Annotated in this window: 18 protein-coding genes and 1 tRNA gene; 6 read left to right on the plus strand and 13 right to left on the minus strand. The window is 36.0% G+C overall.

The window, feature by feature from the left end; genetic code table 11:
• Window positions 1-85: 85 nt before the first annotated feature.
• Entirely contained in the window at window positions 86-1,483 is a 1,398-nt protein-coding gene (locus tag ACQ76T_RS00665) for a hypothetical protein (protein WP_431341432.1), read from the minus strand.
• A gap of 504 nt (window positions 1,484-1,987) precedes the next feature.
• Between ACQ76T_RS00665 and ACQ76T_RS00670 the strand changes: the two genes are divergently transcribed.
• On the plus strand, window positions 1,988-2,398 hold the full coding sequence (locus tag ACQ76T_RS00670) for a hypothetical protein (protein WP_431341433.1): 411 nt from the start codon (window positions 1,988-1,990) through the stop codon (window positions 2,396-2,398).
• 57 nt (window positions 2,399-2,455) lie between these two features.
• Here the strand turns inward: ACQ76T_RS00670 and ACQ76T_RS00675 are convergent.
• Together ACQ76T_RS00675 and ACQ76T_RS00680 are read right to left on the minus strand one after the other, a co-directional pair.
• Window positions 2,456-2,535 (minus strand) — tRNA-Leu (locus ACQ76T_RS00675).
• Between the two features lie 92 nt (window positions 2,536-2,627).
• Window positions 2,628-3,395, minus strand: coding sequence for an MBL fold metallo-hydrolase (locus ACQ76T_RS00680; protein ID WP_431341434.1), 768 nt, complete (start codon window positions 3,393-3,395; stop codon window positions 2,628-2,630).
• Between the two features lie 54 nt (window positions 3,396-3,449).
• On the opposite strand from ACQ76T_RS00680, the gene ACQ76T_RS00685 reads away from it, so the two are divergent.
• Window positions 3,450-4,877, plus strand: coding sequence for a TonB-dependent receptor (locus tag ACQ76T_RS00685; protein ID WP_431341435.1), 1,428 nt, complete (start codon window positions 3,450-3,452; stop codon window positions 4,875-4,877).
• Window positions 4,878-4,890: 13 nt separating this feature from the next.
• On the plus strand, window positions 4,891-5,340 hold the full coding sequence (locus ACQ76T_RS00690; RefSeq protein ID WP_431341436.1) for a GAF domain-containing protein: 450 nt from the start codon (window positions 4,891-4,893) through the stop codon (window positions 5,338-5,340).
• Window positions 5,341-5,415: 75 nt separating this feature from the next.
• Here ACQ76T_RS00690 and ACQ76T_RS00695 read toward each other — a convergent pair whose 3' ends face one another.
• From ACQ76T_RS00695 to ACQ76T_RS00725, 7 genes are all read right to left on the minus strand, one after another.
• The gene (locus ACQ76T_RS00695; RefSeq protein ID WP_431341437.1) at window positions 5,416-5,886 is read right to left on the minus strand and encodes a cupin domain-containing protein; all 471 of its coding nucleotides are present in this window, start codon (window positions 5,884-5,886) and stop codon (window positions 5,416-5,418) included.
• 114 nt (window positions 5,887-6,000) lie between these two features.
• Window positions 6,001-6,741, minus strand: coding sequence for an ABC transporter substrate-binding protein (locus tag ACQ76T_RS00700; RefSeq protein ID WP_431341438.1), 741 nt, complete (start codon window positions 6,739-6,741; stop codon window positions 6,001-6,003).
• 26 nt (window positions 6,742-6,767) lie between these two features.
• Window positions 6,768-8,090: a magnesium transporter gene (gene mgtE, locus ACQ76T_RS00705; RefSeq protein ID WP_431341439.1), complete on the minus strand. Its 1,323-nt coding sequence runs from the start codon at window positions 8,088-8,090 to the stop codon at window positions 6,768-6,770.
• 167 nt (window positions 8,091-8,257) lie between these two features.
• Window positions 8,258-8,428, minus strand: coding sequence for a hypothetical protein (locus ACQ76T_RS00710; RefSeq protein WP_431341440.1), 171 nt, complete (start codon window positions 8,426-8,428; stop codon window positions 8,258-8,260).
• Between the two features lie 35 nt (window positions 8,429-8,463).
• Window positions 8,464-8,610: a bacteriocin-like protein gene (locus ACQ76T_RS00715; RefSeq protein ID WP_431341441.1), complete on the minus strand. Its 147-nt coding sequence runs from the start codon at window positions 8,608-8,610 to the stop codon at window positions 8,464-8,466.
• A 155-nt stretch (window positions 8,611-8,765) separates the two neighbouring features.
• On the minus strand, window positions 8,766-8,912 hold the full coding sequence (locus tag ACQ76T_RS00720) for a bacteriocin-like protein (RefSeq protein ID WP_431341442.1): 147 nt from the start codon (window positions 8,910-8,912) through the stop codon (window positions 8,766-8,768).
• 209 nt (window positions 8,913-9,121) lie between these two features.
• Complete coding sequence (locus ACQ76T_RS00725) at window positions 9,122-9,670, minus strand: pyruvate decarboxylase (RefSeq protein ID WP_431341443.1); 549 nt, start codon at window positions 9,668-9,670, stop codon at window positions 9,122-9,124.
• 173 nt (window positions 9,671-9,843) lie between these two features.
• Between ACQ76T_RS00725 and rpsO the strand changes: the two genes are divergently transcribed.
• Together rpsO and ACQ76T_RS00735 are read left to right on the plus strand one after the other, a co-directional pair.
• Window positions 9,844-10,113 carry a 30S ribosomal protein S15 gene (gene rpsO, locus ACQ76T_RS00730; protein ID WP_048509788.1) on the plus strand — a complete coding sequence of 90 codons (270 nt, stop codon included), beginning with the start codon at window positions 9,844-9,846 and terminating at the stop codon, window positions 10,111-10,113.
• A 194-nt stretch (window positions 10,114-10,307) separates the two neighbouring features.
• The gene (locus ACQ76T_RS00735) at window positions 10,308-11,078 is read left to right on the plus strand and encodes a hypothetical protein (protein ID WP_431341444.1); all 771 of its coding nucleotides are present in this window, start codon (window positions 10,308-10,310) and stop codon (window positions 11,076-11,078) included.
• A 5-nt stretch (window positions 11,079-11,083) separates the two neighbouring features.
• Here ACQ76T_RS00735 and ACQ76T_RS00740 read toward each other — a convergent pair whose 3' ends face one another.
• Both ACQ76T_RS00740 and ACQ76T_RS00745 read right to left on the minus strand, forming a co-directional pair.
• On the minus strand, window positions 11,084-11,443 hold the full coding sequence (locus tag ACQ76T_RS00740; RefSeq protein ID WP_431341445.1) for a DUF4260 domain-containing protein: 360 nt from the start codon (window positions 11,441-11,443) through the stop codon (window positions 11,084-11,086).
• A gap of 124 nt (window positions 11,444-11,567) precedes the next feature.
• Window positions 11,568-12,992: a sugar MFS transporter gene (locus ACQ76T_RS00745; RefSeq protein WP_431341446.1), complete on the minus strand. Its 1,425-nt coding sequence runs from the start codon at window positions 12,990-12,992 to the stop codon at window positions 11,568-11,570.
• A 439-nt stretch (window positions 12,993-13,431) separates the two neighbouring features.
• On the opposite strand from ACQ76T_RS00745, the gene ACQ76T_RS00750 reads away from it, so the two are divergent.
• A complete protein-coding gene (locus ACQ76T_RS00750) occupies window positions 13,432-15,690 on the plus strand; it encodes a polyribonucleotide nucleotidyltransferase (protein WP_431341447.1) in 2,259 nt (752 codons plus the stop codon).
• Here ACQ76T_RS00750 and ACQ76T_RS00755 read toward each other — a convergent pair.
• Window positions 15,687-16,043: a hypothetical protein gene (locus ACQ76T_RS00755; protein WP_431341448.1), complete on the minus strand. Its 357-nt coding sequence runs from the start codon at window positions 16,041-16,043 to the stop codon at window positions 15,687-15,689. The two genes, ACQ76T_RS00750 and ACQ76T_RS00755, sit on opposite strands and share 4 nt — an antisense overlap.
• Window positions 16,044-16,075 lie beyond the last annotated feature (32 nt).

A 16,075-nucleotide genomic window follows, 5' to 3' on the forward strand; every position in this document is an offset into this window, starting at 1 on the left:
CATCCTTTTTATCTGTGTTAATAGAATCTTGTTTCCGAAGGTAAATGGGAACTGTTACCTGTTTTACTTAAATTCAAATAATGAATTAATCTATTCGAATTACATTAATGGTAAAAGGAGCTATAATATTGGTAGAACCTGCTGTTGACCCAAAAGAAAGGGCCTGAAATGAAAGTACTTCACCAGCACTTATCTTGAGTAAAGCTGAATTTGTACAGGTAATGAAGGAAGGAGCTCCCGATGTTTCCGGTAATGTTATCTTGGCACTTGTATAGGATTGCTGAACTCCGTTTAAACTGATTTGAGAATATCCTAAATATCCGTCTCCATCATCCTTATCAGCTCCTCTTTGGGGGTAATTAATTGTAAGATCAATCTTATATAAACCTGTTGAGGTGGGGATAAAAGTGTTTCCTGTCAGTTCATTCAGATTATCGAAACTTTTTGAAGAAATTGCTGTATCAGCAAATGTATTATTTGTCGAGATAGTTACAGAGCCGGTCCCTCTGGCAGCACTTATGCTAGATGAGTTTTGTAGTTGAACAATGCCTTTATTGTTTACAGTTAAAGTTCCTGTTGAGTTGGAAGAAGGTTGTAGTCCCTCCAACCTCATAGGATTGGTGGCATTAACGTGTAGTCTGTTTGTAGGGGCAGTTGTTCCGATACCAACACTTCCGGTAATAGGGTTAATCCTCACTCTTTCAATCAAACTTCCTCCTACTGAGTTTCCAATATAGAAATCTTCTTCTGTACCATTCGTTAAGGTCGCTCCGGTACGAATAGAACCCAATACCCAGTTTGCACCTGCGGCAGACGGCCCGTTATTGGTAAAGCCTAGTAAAGAATAGTTTCCTGTAGCTAAAGCAGAAGTGTTTCTTAAGGCCATAATTCCAAATTGAGTACTGCCGGTTGTGGCATCAATCAGATTATATCTGTTAGATATGGGAATAGTTGAAACTACATGAAGTTTTGTTTCAGGTGAGCTTGTTCCAAATCCAATTCTGTGATTGGAGGCATCCACGGAAAGCGTAGTTCCGTCAACAGAAAAACCATTAATAGAAGTAGACGTAAATGCTAAAGTATTACCATCCTGCGTTACGACTCTGTTTCCTGAAAGATATCCATCTGAATTGTAGAGATTGACTGAAAAAGGAACCCATTGTAATCCTGTAAAATAATGATATCCTGTACTATGAATACTGCCAACACGTGCTGCACTCGGTATTGTTCCGGAAGGCGCCGTAATATCTGTAATATAAACAATTGCTCCTGTCTGATCACTTCCATAGGTCCCGGATTCCTTTTCAGCCAATTGCTGCTTAGAAATTCTTGGAGGCAAAATACCATCAGTCATATTAGGGTTTGTACTAGCCACAACATCCAACGTTGCATGTGGAGTGGGGGTGTTGATTCCTATTTGAGAATAGGCCATAGTGACCGTCGTGCATAGGACGATCAGGGGATAAAATTGTTTGATTTTCATGCCTCTGTTTATTAGTTTTCGGTTTATTAGTTTTCGGTTTATTAGTTTTTTACAAATCACGGATGTATTTATGTTCTTAATTTTAAGTAAAACAAAATAGATCAATGAGATATTGTGAATTGATTGGACAAAACTAGTTCAATTTTTTATACTGTAATCACGTATAAATACGTGATTTTTGGCGAAAAATAAATAACTAAGTAGGGATTGAATAAATAATGTTTTTTTAAGAGAAAAAATTTAATAATTTCAGTGTTACACGAAAGGGATTAATGTTGAGATTTGCATGACTTTTTTAAGAGCGATGTGTTTTTAACAATCTCTACAATAGAACGTAAAGAAATCTATTGTTTCATGACCTTTATTTTCAAAAAGCTTAAACAAGTTTATATTTGTACAGAAATTAATAGCTATGAAAAAATATAAGGTTTCTGTAGATGATACGAAAAATGGTTAACTATTTATTCAGGCTTATAAAAGTTTAAATAGAAAATGTATTAAATAATGAAGGATTATATTGATATAGAAACATTACCTCATTGTAAAATTGAAGAGAAAAAGTTTGATTGGGGAGAACCTTACTCAGTACAAACGGCAATTTTTATTTTAAAAAAATTTTCCTCTTCCCAATTGGAGAATTCAATAATCTTCTTTGGGGAAAATAATTTCAAACAGCAATTATTATCTCTTTATAATGTCATTAATAATCATGAAGAATTTGAAAGGCTTGAAAATTATATGGGGGAAGAATTTAGCAGAAAAACAGTATTGGAATTAATTGATTCTTTCATTAAAAAAAATGAAAAAATAGCGGCTCCATGGGGGAAATATGATATTGGATTTACAGAATATGATTATATAAAATATGCCGAAGAGCAATTGAAAGAAAGCTTATACTATGTTAAAATACAGTAGATAATCGGTTGTAAAAGCAAAAACCTCTGAAAATCAAATGATTTCAGAGGTTTTTTGTACCCAGGACCGGGATCGAACCGGTACTCCTAAGAACTGGTGTTTGAGACCAGCGCGTCTACCAATTCCGCCACCTGGGCTTGATGTTTACTCCAAACATATTGTTTGTTTCAAATTGGTGTGCAAATATAGGAACTTTTTTCAATGTTCAAAAGCTTTTTGAAGATTTTTTTTAAAAAATAATTTCCAAACCATCGTAGGCTAAATGCATTCCGTCCGGAAGTTGTTTATCTTCAATATCATGCATACCTAAATGGTGACTGATATGAGTTAAGAATAAATTTTTAGGTTTTAGCTCTTCAAACAGTTTTATCACATCGGGAAGTATAAAATGGGCCGGATGCGGATCAAATTTTCTGATACAGTTTAATATCAAAACATCCAGACCTTTCAGTTTTTCCTTTTCAGTTTCAGAAATAAAGCCAGCATCAGTGATGTAAGCCAGTTTTTTAAATTTATACCCAAAAACACTGATTTTATAGTGGATCACTTCAATGGGGGTAATGTCCGTATTTAGCACATGAAACGGTTGATTTTCGATTTCGTGAAGCTCAAAAGCCGGGGCTCCGGGATATTTTACATCGGCAAAAGCGTAAGGAAAGCGATTTTTGATCTCATGCGCTACCCTTGAATGGCAGTACAACGGTACATCTTTTCCACTTTTGAAAATCAGCGGACGCATATCATCCAATCCAATAACGTGGTCGTTATGCTCATGAGTGATCAGGGCAATATCCACGCTGTGCTCATTGTTGGTGAGCATTTGTTGTCGGAAATCCGGACCGCAGTCGATCAATATTTTTTTATTTTCTTCCGTAGTTACCATCACGGAAGAACGTAAACGTTTGTCTTTGGGATTTGTGGAAGTACAGACTTCACATGTACAACCTATAACGGGTACACCTTGAGAAGTTCCAGTTCCTAAAAATTTCAACTTCATTTTGTTTTGAGGTTGGTTTAATTTTGGTAAATTTACAAAAAATTTCACGTCCTAATGTATCAGAAACTAACTCCTAAGCAAAAAGCATTAACAATTAATCTAGATCCTACTATTTATGGTACTTTCGCAGAAATTGGAGCCGGGCAGGAGACTGTTCGTCACTTTTTTAGAGCAGGGGGAGCTTCCGGTACAATTGCTAAGGCAATGTCTGCTTACGACAAAGATTTTAGTGATGCCATCTACGGAAAAGAAGTCAAAAACAGGTATGTAACCCAAAACAGACTTCGCAAAATGCTCCGTTATGAAGTCGCATTAATTGAAGAAAGAATCTCCAGAGATAATAATCCTGACAGAAAGTTCTTCTCTTATGCGAATACGGTAACAACAATTAACTTCGACAAAACAGTTAAAGGCCACGGTTGGGTAGGAATTCGTTTTCAGACCAAAGAAAATGAAGATTACAACGAGATCGTCATCCATGTAAAGTTCAAAGAAAATGATGCTACTTTACAGCAGGAAACATTAGGTAATCTCGGAGTCAACCTTATTTTTGGGGCTTTTAATTACTTTGACAATCCACGAACACTTGTTGAATCCTTGTATGATGATATCGCAAAAGACAACCTTGAAATTGATATGATCGATTTTAGCGGACCGGCTTTTGCTTATGTAGACAACAGACTAATGTCTTTACAGCTTGTGAAAAATGGAATGACAGACGCCGTTATTTTCAACTCTCAAGGGAGTAACATGCTTCCTGCCGATGTGCTGTACAAGAAAAATATCTTCGCTATAAGAGGAAGCTTCAGGCCCGTAACAAAAGTAAATATTGATATGCTTAAAAACGGGATGGATATGTTTTTCAAAGACGCTATCTGTACCCATGAAGAAACTGAAGTCCTTATTGAAATTACAATTTCCAATCTTAGAGCAGACGGTGATATTGATGAACGTGATTTCCTGGATAGAGTAGATATTCTTGGTAAACTGGGATATACGGTTATTATTTCAAACTTCTCAGAATATTATAGGTTGATTGATTATTTTGCGTCTTACACAAGTGGAGATATTGGTGTAGCCATGGGAGTGAATAACCTGTTGATGGTATTTGACGAAAGATATTATAAAGATATGTCCGGAGGAATTCTGGAAGCATTCGGTAAGTTTTTCAGAAACGGAATGAGAGTATATCTTTACCCATATAAAGACCCGGAAACCCACCAGTTATTAGATTCTTCAAACCTGAAAGTAGAAGAAAATCTGAAAGAACTCTATAAATATTTCAAACGTAATAATCGTATTGTAGATATTACCAATTATAATCCGGAGTTTTTAGAAATTTACTCAAGAGAGATTTTGAGAAAAATTGCCTGCTGTACCAAAGGTTGGGAAACCCAGGTTCCGGAAGGTGTTGCAGAAATGATCAAAGAGCGCGGAATGTTCGGCTATAAAGAAGAACTTTCCCTAAAACAATTCTCTTAAAATAATAAATACAATGTCAGAATTAAAGAAAAGACTTTCCTCAATTCTTGAAAGTCCTAAACATAATACCAACGAAAAACTTGAAAAAGTTTGCCACCTGCTGGATCAGGAAATTTCTTATTTCAACTGGACAGGTTTTTATTTCAAAAACGGTGATAAAGAGGAACTGATCTTAGGTCCTTACGTAGGAGCTCCTACCGATCACACCATTATTCCTTACGGAAAAGGAATTTGCGGACAGGTTGCCGTTTCCAATGAAACATTTGTTGTTCCGGATGTACACGAAGAAAGTAACTATTTAAGCTGTTCTATCGATACAAAAGCAGAAATTGTAGTACCTATATTTAAAGACGGACAAAACATTGGCCAGATTGATATTGATTCTCACACCATAGATCCTTTCACGGATGAAGACAGAGAATTATTGGAATGGCTTTGTAATGAAGTTTCAAAAATTTTGTAATTACAGTTTATAAGATGTAAAAAACCTCCAGCTTTCGAAAGCTGGAGGTTTTTTTTAGTTTCTAATTAGTATTTATCAACGAGGATTATTCGTCGTGATTACAAACATTATTAAAGGTTCATCACCTGTATTTTCAATAGAATGGTACCCTACAGAATGAATAGAAGTAATATCCCCCTTTTGAAGAATTTTTTTACGTATTGATCCTTCCAAAGCGGTTCTTTCCCGATATTCTCCAGTTCCGTGTACCACGACATATAATTCCTGTTCATTTCTTTGGGAATGGGTATGAAATCCCGACTCATCACCTTTATTCAGTAAAACCATATAGGCTGCGAGACGATTGTTGGCAAGTTCTACTTGATCAAACATCTGTATCATATAGACAGTGCCTTTTCCTCCATACATATTTTCCCGCCTATCGATGCGGGTGAAACTTCGTTCATCCTTTTCAAAGGGCATTGCATAGAGATTAATGTATTTTGAAACTTCCTGTACAACATGGTCGAACTCTGTTCCTTCGGATAATATAACTGTTCCAGACATGGGATAAATGGTAATTTAAATTACATATCCTTGCACCAAAAAGTATGCAAAAAGATAAAGATTAGGTTTGATAAAATAAATACCGTTGCTCAGTATTGTCTATCAATATAAAAATCAGCTTTGTTGTACCCAAAGAACTTCAGCAAGCATTTCCTTGAAATAATCTTCACACTTTGCAATATGCGTCCCATACCAGGAAAAAGCTTCACCATCTACAATCATTATTTTTTTTTCAGGATAAACGGTTTTCAGTTCAGCAATGTGTTTTTCCTTAAAAGGGAAAGGTTCTGATGAAAGCATGATTATATCTGCTTCCGAAAGATCTTCTGTGGTGATAACAGGGTAGCGGGTTTTGTTTTTAAAGATATTTTCAAATCCTATTTCGGATAAAATCCTATGAATAAAGGTATCAGCCCCAATGGTCATATAAGGATTGTTCCAGATCAGATACGCAACTTTTATAGTGTTCTCAATCTTAGTCTGATTTAGAATTTCGTAAATTTTAAGATTGAAAATCTGTGCTCTTTCTTCTTTGCCAAGAAGGTTTCCTAGGTTTTTAAGAAGGTAATAATTGTCTTCAATGGTTTCAACATTGGTAACAATTACTTTACAATCTTCCATTAAAGCTTCAACCTGCTCTTTGATGTTTTCTTCTTTGTTGGCAAGAATAAGATCTGGTTGTAAAGCTTTGATTTTCTCTATATTGATATTTTTTGTACCTCCTATTATGGTTACTTTTTTTACTTTATCCTGAGGATGAATACAAAATTTCGTCCGTCCGATCACTTCATTTTCGGTCAGCCCCAAGTCGAATAAAGCCTCTGTAATAGAGGGTACAAGTGAAACGATTTTCATATTGGCATTTTAGATGATGCCTAAAATTACAAAAGTTTTCCGGTTAAGAAAAGTCCGGCTACGGTAAAATAAATGATAAGACCTGTTACATCCACTAATGTTGCTACAAAAGGAGCAGAAGAAGTCGCAGGATCGAGCTTTAATTTTTTTAATACAAAAGGAATCATAGAACCTGATAAAGTTCCCCAAAGCACAATAGCGATAAGAGAAATGGATACACTCAGTCCTACATATACCCAATATTCACCATAATTGAAAAAACCGATCTTCTGCCATAGCATGATCCTGATAAAACCAATGGCTCCTAAAATAGCTCCCAGGCATAATCCGGAGATTATTTCCTTTTTCATGACATACCACCAGTCTTTCAGATTGATTTCCTGAAGGGCCATCGCACGAATGATAAGAGTAGCAGCCTGCGATCCTGAATTTCCTCCACTGGAAATGATCAACGGGACAAATAAGGCAAGGACGACTGCTTTTTCAATTTCTTTGTCAAAATATCCCATTGCTGAGGCGGTCAGCATTTCAGATACGAAAAGAATGATAAGCCAAGTCGCTCTTTTTTTGATCATTTCAGTCCATGAAGTCTGGGTATAAGGAAGGTCTAATGCTTCCAATCCCCCAAATTTCTGAATATCTTCCGTATTCTGCTGTTCAATCTGATCAAGAATATCGTCAATCGTTACAATACCTACCAAAACACCCGCTTCTGTGATGATCGGAAGAGCTCCACGGTCATATTTTTCGAAATAAGTGACGGCATCTTCCTTGGAAGTTGTAGTAGTAATGGCAACAAAGTGATTGTCTGTAATATCAGAAACCAGAGTGTCTTCTTCTTCAAGAAGTAAAGTTCCGATAGCAAGGTCATCAATCAGGCGGTTTCTTTCATCCACTACATAGAGGTAGTTCATTGTTTCCACCCTTTTTCCTACCTTTTTAATCTGTTGAAGACATCTTTTTACGGTCCACTCCTTACGGATCTGGATGTAATAAGGAGTCATCAGACGGGCAATAGAGTCAGAATTATAGCCTAGTAGTTTTAAGGCAATTCTTCTTTCCTGAGGGTTAAGATGATTGATAGAATACTTGATAAGCTCATCCGGAAAATCCTCGAAAAGCGCCGTTCTGTCATCCGGAGTCATGGCATTCAAAATTTCAGAAACTTCATCGCTTCCGATACTCCTGATGGTATCCTCCTGAAAATCAGGGTCAAGGTGAGAGAAGACTTCCGCTTTGTATTCTTTCGGAACCTTCAAAAACGCGAGCAGCCTCTCATCAGCAGGAAGTTCGCTGAGAGTTTCGGCAATATCGGCAGGGTTGAAGATAAGTTCGTCTCTAGAATTCAAAACGTGAAATTTTTTGGATATGCAAAAATAATTCAAATTTTTAAGACTGACCAATAAACTGGGAAAATTAAGGATTAATTAAAGTGTAATACTTTTTGATACCCAAAAAAAACACCCACCGAAGCGGATGTTCAAAAATTAAATTTTAAAAAATTATAATGCCTATATTATTCAAAAATAGGTTCACATTGTAAGATAGGAGAGAGTAAACACATTCCTCCTTCGCAGCATTCACCAGGGCCACATTGTGCGCTGGAACTGCATTTTTTGATAGGGCCGCTGCCTTTAATGGCTTTTTGTTCCTGTCTGTTCAGCCTTTTTAGATTAGAGTTTTTCATGAAATTAATTTTGATTGTTAATACATAAAAGGGTACTATTCTTCAAAACAGGCATTTTCCATACATGCACCTCTACAGCAAATTCCAATAAAGCAAGGTCTTGTTTCACTGCATCGGATGGGGCCAGCACCACCATTAATTTCTTTAGCAGCTTTTCTACTGATTTTTTTTAGATTTTTCATATGTTTTAGATTTTAATGCAAAACTAAAATAGTAATTTTTTTTAAATTATTCATTATTTGGTGAAAATATTTAATTGTTAATCAGCTTATTGTGTAGGTTTAATAAAAAAACACCTGTTGGAAGCAGGTGTCTGTATATAAATTTTTGTAAGATGTTATTCTAAAGGACATGGATATAAAACACATCTGTTGCGGCAGCATGACCCACCCGGACATTCAAAATGCTCTGTACATCCTCTGATGATGCCATTTCCTTTAATTTCTTTTTGCTCTTGTCTGTTGAGTTTCTTAAGATTTTTCATATGATTTAGGTTTTAATGTAACACTAAAATAATAAATATTTCGCAATTATTCATTGATTTGTGAAAATTTAAAACCTTTAATCATTTGCTTTTGTGATGTTTATGTTAGTGATTTAGATTTTTTTTAAATTTAAGTATGGAAAAATATGCCTGTGAAGCGATGTCAGGCCATAAGAATAAATTAATAAAACGCTGCTTTATATTGAGGTCTAAAGTTCAGCTTCCGTTGGTTTTAGCTTTCTCAGTTTCTTGATAATTCCTTTAATAGCTCCTTCGGTACCAATTTTAACGGAATTTACAGTAGAACCCAGCAGACGCATATTTTTACGATAGGTATCATGGTCTGATTCTGTTACCAAAGTTCCGTCAGCACCAAAAAGTTTCATGCTTACAACTACCTGATTAGAGAAAACATATTTCCCAAAACCTACTTTAAAATATCTCACTTTGGAAACAATAGCGAAGTCAGCATCATTATTAACACAGTAATCCATTATGGTCTGCTTATCGATGCTGTCGTACGGAATCTGAACTTCAGCTCGGAGCATTTTGTTCCTTTTTCCACCGAAATTGTCGGAAACTGCATCAAAAAAAGCATGATTGGTAGGGTCTTTTATCTCCTCAATATCAGGCTCTACTTCGGGATTGAAGTACAGTACTTTTTTTATTTTATCATCAGCATTTCTCTGGGCTTTCACTGAAGTAAAACCGATCAAGAAAAAACTAATAACTGCCGTAAAGAATATAATTTTTTTCATTTGTAATTCGAATGCAAAATTACTGCCTTTTCGTTGTATTTTGTAAAATTTATTAAGAATTTTTTAACATTTTTTTCTATCAAATTTGATTTATGAAATCAATAATGTTTGCAGAATCAAAAAATAGTCGTAATTTTGCACCCGTTACATAATAATCATTAAACAATATTGGAATGTACTTAACAACAGAAAAAAAGCAGGAAATTTTCTCAAAACACGGGAAATCTGCACAAGACACAGGAAGTGCTGAAGGACAAATCGCTCTTTTCACTTTCAGAATCAACCACTTATCTCAGCACTTAAAGGCTAACCGTCATGATTTCAACACAGAGAGATCTCTAGTGAAATTGGTAGGTAAGAGAAAAAGTTTACTAGATTACCTTAAAAACAAAGATATCGCAAGATATAGAGCAATTATTGCTGAACTAGGTTTAAGAAAATAATCTATAAAGATTTTCAAAATAAAAGCAACTTCGAAAGAGGTTGCTTTTTTTGTTTGTTGAACATTCGTACCATTGTTATTCCTATCCTTAACGAAAAATTTTCACTATTTTATTTGTACGCAGCATGATTGCGTATTTTGTCTTTTACTTTGCCGTATCAAAATAGGAATTCTAATTCCAGTAAAAGTAATACCATGAAAATACGTTTCAAAAACAAAGAATTAATCACACGTCCCCATTTACTTCAGGATGAATACAGAGTTATTATCAAAGAAAAAACTCTTCAGGGATATTATTGTTATACGTTTTTTAATGATCAGCTGCATGAGTTGACCGTGAATGAAAATGAAGTGGAAGTAACAGATCATGATATGTCTGATATGATACAGAGGAATGATCTTGGCTATGGAAGAGAATTATATATCAATGAATTTTTAATAAAGTTATTACCCTTACAACCAGGACAATTTATAAGTACAAGATCTCTTTGGACAGCAGGTAAGCTTTTCAGGTATTTTGAGAAATATAATTATGAAATTCCGGATTCTTATAAAGAAAAAGTATTGAATGAAAGTTATAAAATGAATCTTATCGAAGGTTTCCTGATGGCGATAAATCCTTATATGGAAAGAAAGTTTAAAGGTGGAAATTATTTTGAAAGTTTTGAATTGTATAAAGGGAAGGCTGTTTCGGAAATTGACCTTAAAATTAATGATAGTCTTAATGAGCTTGATCGTAAGGATTATAAGGATCTACTGAAATACTTTATTGAAAAGGCTTTATATGATACCGATGATAATGAGATGCACTCTAAAAACTTTTCAAGTACCCTGTTTGTTTTAATAGACTCTTTATTCGTTTATGATATTACCCGTATCTATTCCTATAAAACCTTCTATGATAATTGTTTTGTTATAGAATATCAGAATGAATATTATTATTTGAATCAGTTTTGGTGGGGATAATCAAATTATTCCCTGTTCTTTCCGATTTTGCCCAGGTGTGTATTCTGGAAGCTGTCAGGATATTTCAATCCGTACCCTAAAATCCTGTCAAAGGAAGAATGAGAAAATAAGATGGCTCCGATCATCTGCAAATAGGGAAGAGATAGATATACTCCCGCAAGATAAACAAGGATGGCTACTCCCAAATGATGAAAAAAATTATAAAGAAGTGCACCTGTTTTCGTATTAACTGTATACCCCAGCATGGAAATATCCGGCGCAAAGAATAACCCTGCAAACCACCACCAGGAATATTCTGTTTGGGCAAAAGCATATATTCCTAGTAATAGAAATGCAGCATATTCGAGTTTTAATTGTAATTTCATGAGCATCATACTTTGTAAAGGATATCCAATAAGTTCTTTTTTTTCGCGAAAAGTTACATTTCTGAATCTAAAAAAGCGGAATATCTTGAGATACTCCGCTTTATATATTTTTGTATAATTGATTTTAGTGTCCTGATTTGTTTTCTGTGCTTTCTACGTGCCCAAGATATTTGGTGCAATAAGCTCCGAAAATCAGAATAATAAGATAGCAGAATACAGGAATGATAAACGAATGCTGTACTCCAAACTGATCCGCAAGATACCCCTGGAAAATAGGAACAATTGCTCCTCCTAAAATCGCCATTACAACCAAAGAAGATCCCTGACTGGTATATTTTCCAAGCCCGGAGATGGCCAGAGTATAAATATTGGAGAACATAATAGAATTGAAAATTCCAATTCCCAAAATGCTGTACATCGCTAATTCACCATGATTTACCATCGCTGAAATCAGTAATATAACATTGATAGCAGCAAAGATGGATAATGTTCTTGCAGGAGCCGATTTGCCAACAAAAAACGCAATAAAATTAAGCACAATAAATACAAGGAAAAAGCTGACCTGTGCAAAATTAAGGTTAACAATGCTGAAAATAACAAGGAACACAGCACCTGCTGCGCCAAGCATATAAAGCGCTTTCTTTTCCTGGCTCAATGACTGGTTTAAAGAGATAGCCCCAAGGAAACGTCCAATCATAGCACCTCCCCAGTATAGTGAAAGATAGTTTTTACTGATAATTTCATTAAAGCCCATAATCTGTGGCTGCTCCAAAAAGCTGATGATGAAACTTCCTACGGCAACTTCACCTCCTACATAACAGAACATGGCAAAAACCCCAAATTTCAGGTGGCTGAACTCAAGAGCTCCCCAGCCCTTTACAATCTCTTCTTCTCCTCCCGTTTGGAAAGACGGAAGTTTTACGCGGGAAATCAGTAATGCTACCAATAAAAGAATCCCTGCGAAGATCAGATAAGGTATACGGGTTGCTACCGCACTGAACGACCCGTCTGGAGACGAGAAAAACTCAAAAATAAGGTGGCCACCCAATACCGGAGCAATGGTAGTTCCGAATGCATTGAATGCCTGAGTCATATTCAAACGGCTTGAAGCAGAATCTTCACTTCCTAATAAAGAAACATAGGCATTCGCTGTAATCTGTAACACAGTGAAACCTAATCCTAAAATGAATAAAGCACCCAAAAACAAAGGGTAATACGAAAAAGTAGCTGCCGGATAAAATAAAACACAGCCAAAAGCGGCCAGAAATATTCCAAACAGAATTCCTTTTTTATATCCTAATTTATTAATAGGATCTCCCTTGGTGATGGAAATTATGAAATAGATCAGCGATCCGATAAAGTACGCTCCGAAGAAACAGAACTGTACCAGCATGGATTCGAAAAAGGTAAGATTGAAAAGTTGTTTCAGATAGGGAATCAGGATATCATTCATACAGGTAATGAAACCCCACATAAAAAACAGCAGGGTGATGGTAATCAACGGTACCGTATAATTCCTGCTTTGCGGTTGTACTTCTTTATTAATCATAAACATTTATTTATCTGTGTAAGGAAAGGTCCTTAACTTTTTTGCCTACAGCATGCTATTTTGTGAAGTAGGGCAAATATAGGGATCAGCCTATATTTTTGCAATTATTTTGAGATTTTTTATAAGGAAAAATATATTTTTTGCCGGTTTAAAATATTATTTCCATTTTTTGAGACAATAATACAAAAAGAACAGGGTTTTTCAATGCAATATATTTAAAAAGACCGCTTTTTATTTTAATAAATCATGAACAGGTTTGAATGAACAGTGTTAATTATTTAATCTTTCATGAAACTGATAGCCAAAATTTTGTATTTTAAGGGCCTATTTAAGCAATTGAAAAATTTAATATATCATTATTATATAGTACCTTTGCAAACGAAATTTAAAGAGTTTAAATATTAATCATACTCAATACGGAGTATAAAGAAGCAATTTTATGAGTATACCTCAAGCGTTTACAGAAACGATTATCCTTGCAGACGGCAGGGAAATCACTATTGAAACGGGAAAGCTGGCGAAGCAGGCTGACGGATCTGTAGTGGTTAAATGTGGTGGAACAATGCTTTTAGCAACTGTTGTAGCCAATAAAGAAGCAAATCCTGGTGTAGACTTTTTACCATTAACGGTAGATTACAGAGAAAAGTTTTATGCAGGTGGAAGAATTCCTGGAAATTTCTTCCGTAGAGAAGCAAAACCATCTGATGATGAAGTGCTTACAATGAGATTGGTAGACAGAGTTCTACGTCCACTTTTCCCTGAGGATTTCCACGCGGAAGTACAGGTGATGATCTCATTAATTTCTTACGATAAAGAAGTAATGCCTGAAGCATTAGCAGGTTTGGCAGCTTCTGCAGCTATTGCGATTACAGATATTCCTTTCAACGGGCCAATGTCTGAAGCAAGAGTAGTAAGAATCGACGGACAATTAGCCGTGAATCCAAGTTACGAAAACTTATTAAAATCAGATATCGACATTATGGTGGGAGCTACTAAAGACTCCATCGTAATGGTAGAAGGAGAAATGAAGGAGATTTCTGAGCAGGAAATGCTTGAAGCAATCAACTTCGCTCATGCAGAGATCAAAAAACAGATCGAAGCTCAGGAAAGACTTGCTGAAAAAGTAGGAAAATCTTTCCCTAAAAGAGAATACAGCCATGAAGATCACGACGAAGAAATTCGTGAAAAAGTATGGAAAGAGTGCTACGACAAAGTATATGAAGTAGCAAAAACTCCATCTAATAAAGAAGAAAGAGGAGAAAAATTCAAAGCTGTTCTTGCAGATTTCTTGGCACAATATGCTGAAAACGAAGAAGAATTAGCAAGAGTAACTCCTTTCGTTAAAGTATACTACCACGATGTAGAAAAAGAAGCAATGCGCCAAATGATCCTTGAAGACAATATCCGTCTTGATGGTCGTGATCCTCAAACGATCCGTCCTATCTGGTCAGAAATTGATTATCTTCCGGGTGCTCACGGTTCTGCAGTCTTTACAAGAGGAGAAACTCAGTCTTTAACAGCAGTAACGTTAGGCTCTGTGAAAGATGCAAACATGATCGACAGCGTAATTACGCAGCACGACGAGAGATTCTTCCTACATTACAATTTCCCTCCATTCTCAACAGGTGAAGCAAGACCTTTAAGAGGAACTTCAAGAAGAGAAGTTGGACACGGAAACTTAGCTCAAAGAGCTTTAACAGCAGTAATTCCTGCTGAGAATCCATACACTATCAGAATTGTTTCCGATATCTTAGAATCTAATGGTTCTTCTTCAATGGCAACCGTTTGTGCGGGAACATTAGCATTGATGGATGCTGGGGTACAGATTACAAAGCCTGTTTCCGGTATTGCAATGGGATTGATTACGGATACAAAATCCGGTAAATTCACCGTACTTTCCGATATCTTAGGAGACGAAGATCACCTTGGAGATATGGACTTCAAAGTAACGGGTACTGCAGACGGTATCACAGCGTGTCAGATGGATATCAAAATCCAGGGACTTTCTATGGACATCATGGAAAAAGCTTTGATGCAGGCTAAAGACGGAAGATTACACATTCTGAATAAAATTACTGAGACAATTGCTGCTCCTAGAGCAGACGTTAAACCTCATGCTCCGAAGATGGTAGTAATGGAAATCGCTAAAGATTTCATTGGTGCTGTAATTGGACCTGGTGGAAAAATTATTCAGCAGTTACAGAAAGATACTGAAACGGTTATTGCTATCGAGGAAGTTGGAGAAATCGGACGTATCGAAATTTCCGGAACAGACAGAGAGAAGATTAATGCGGCTATCGCAAGAATCAATGAAATTACTTTCGTACCGGTTATAGGAGAAGTTTACAAAGGTAAAGTTGTAAAAGTAATGGATTTCGGTGCTTTCGTGGCGATTGCTAAAGGTACAGAAGGACTTCTTCACATTTCAGAAATTGAATGGGCTCGTCTGGACAAAGTTCCTTATGCAGAAGGTGACGAAGTAGAAGTGAAGTTCATGGGTTACGATGATCGTAAGAAAATGAAACTTTCCCGTAAAGTTCTTTTACCAAGACCTCCAAGACCAGAAGGACAGGGTAGACCAGAAGGGCAAAGAAGACCGGAAGGACAAGGTAAGCAGGATGGACAGAGAAGACCGGAAGGGCAAAAGCCACAAGGTGAGAAACCAGCTGAAACGCAAGAACCTTCTAACGAAGCTTAATAAGATTTATTCTTAAATATATGAAATCCCTCATTTTTGAGGGATTTTTTTATGCTTTTATTCTTTCCATGCATTTTTTTGTAAAGCATTATTTCCATGTACATGACAAGAGTTTCTGTAAGCATTACGGAGCCTCCTTTCTCATCAGGGTTGATCTGGCTGTTTCCCCAAAGGTGAGAAAGCTCATGCCCGGAAAGTTCATTGATGACATCCTGCTTCTTATCCGCATCAATATGGGCATGAAAAACCATATCTTCAGGCATAAAAATAGCAGATGGATAAGCCGTTGCAGCAAATCCTCTTGTAAAGGATAAATCTCTGCAAAAGTGTCGATTTAAAAGGATATGGAGCAAAATTTTGCTGACAGTAATTCAGGGTAAGTTTT

It is taken from the genome of Chryseobacterium sp. JK1, assembly GCF_050632815.1.
In the GTDB taxonomy this organism is placed as follows: domain Bacteria; phylum Bacteroidota; class Bacteroidia; order Flavobacteriales; family Weeksellaceae; genus Chryseobacterium.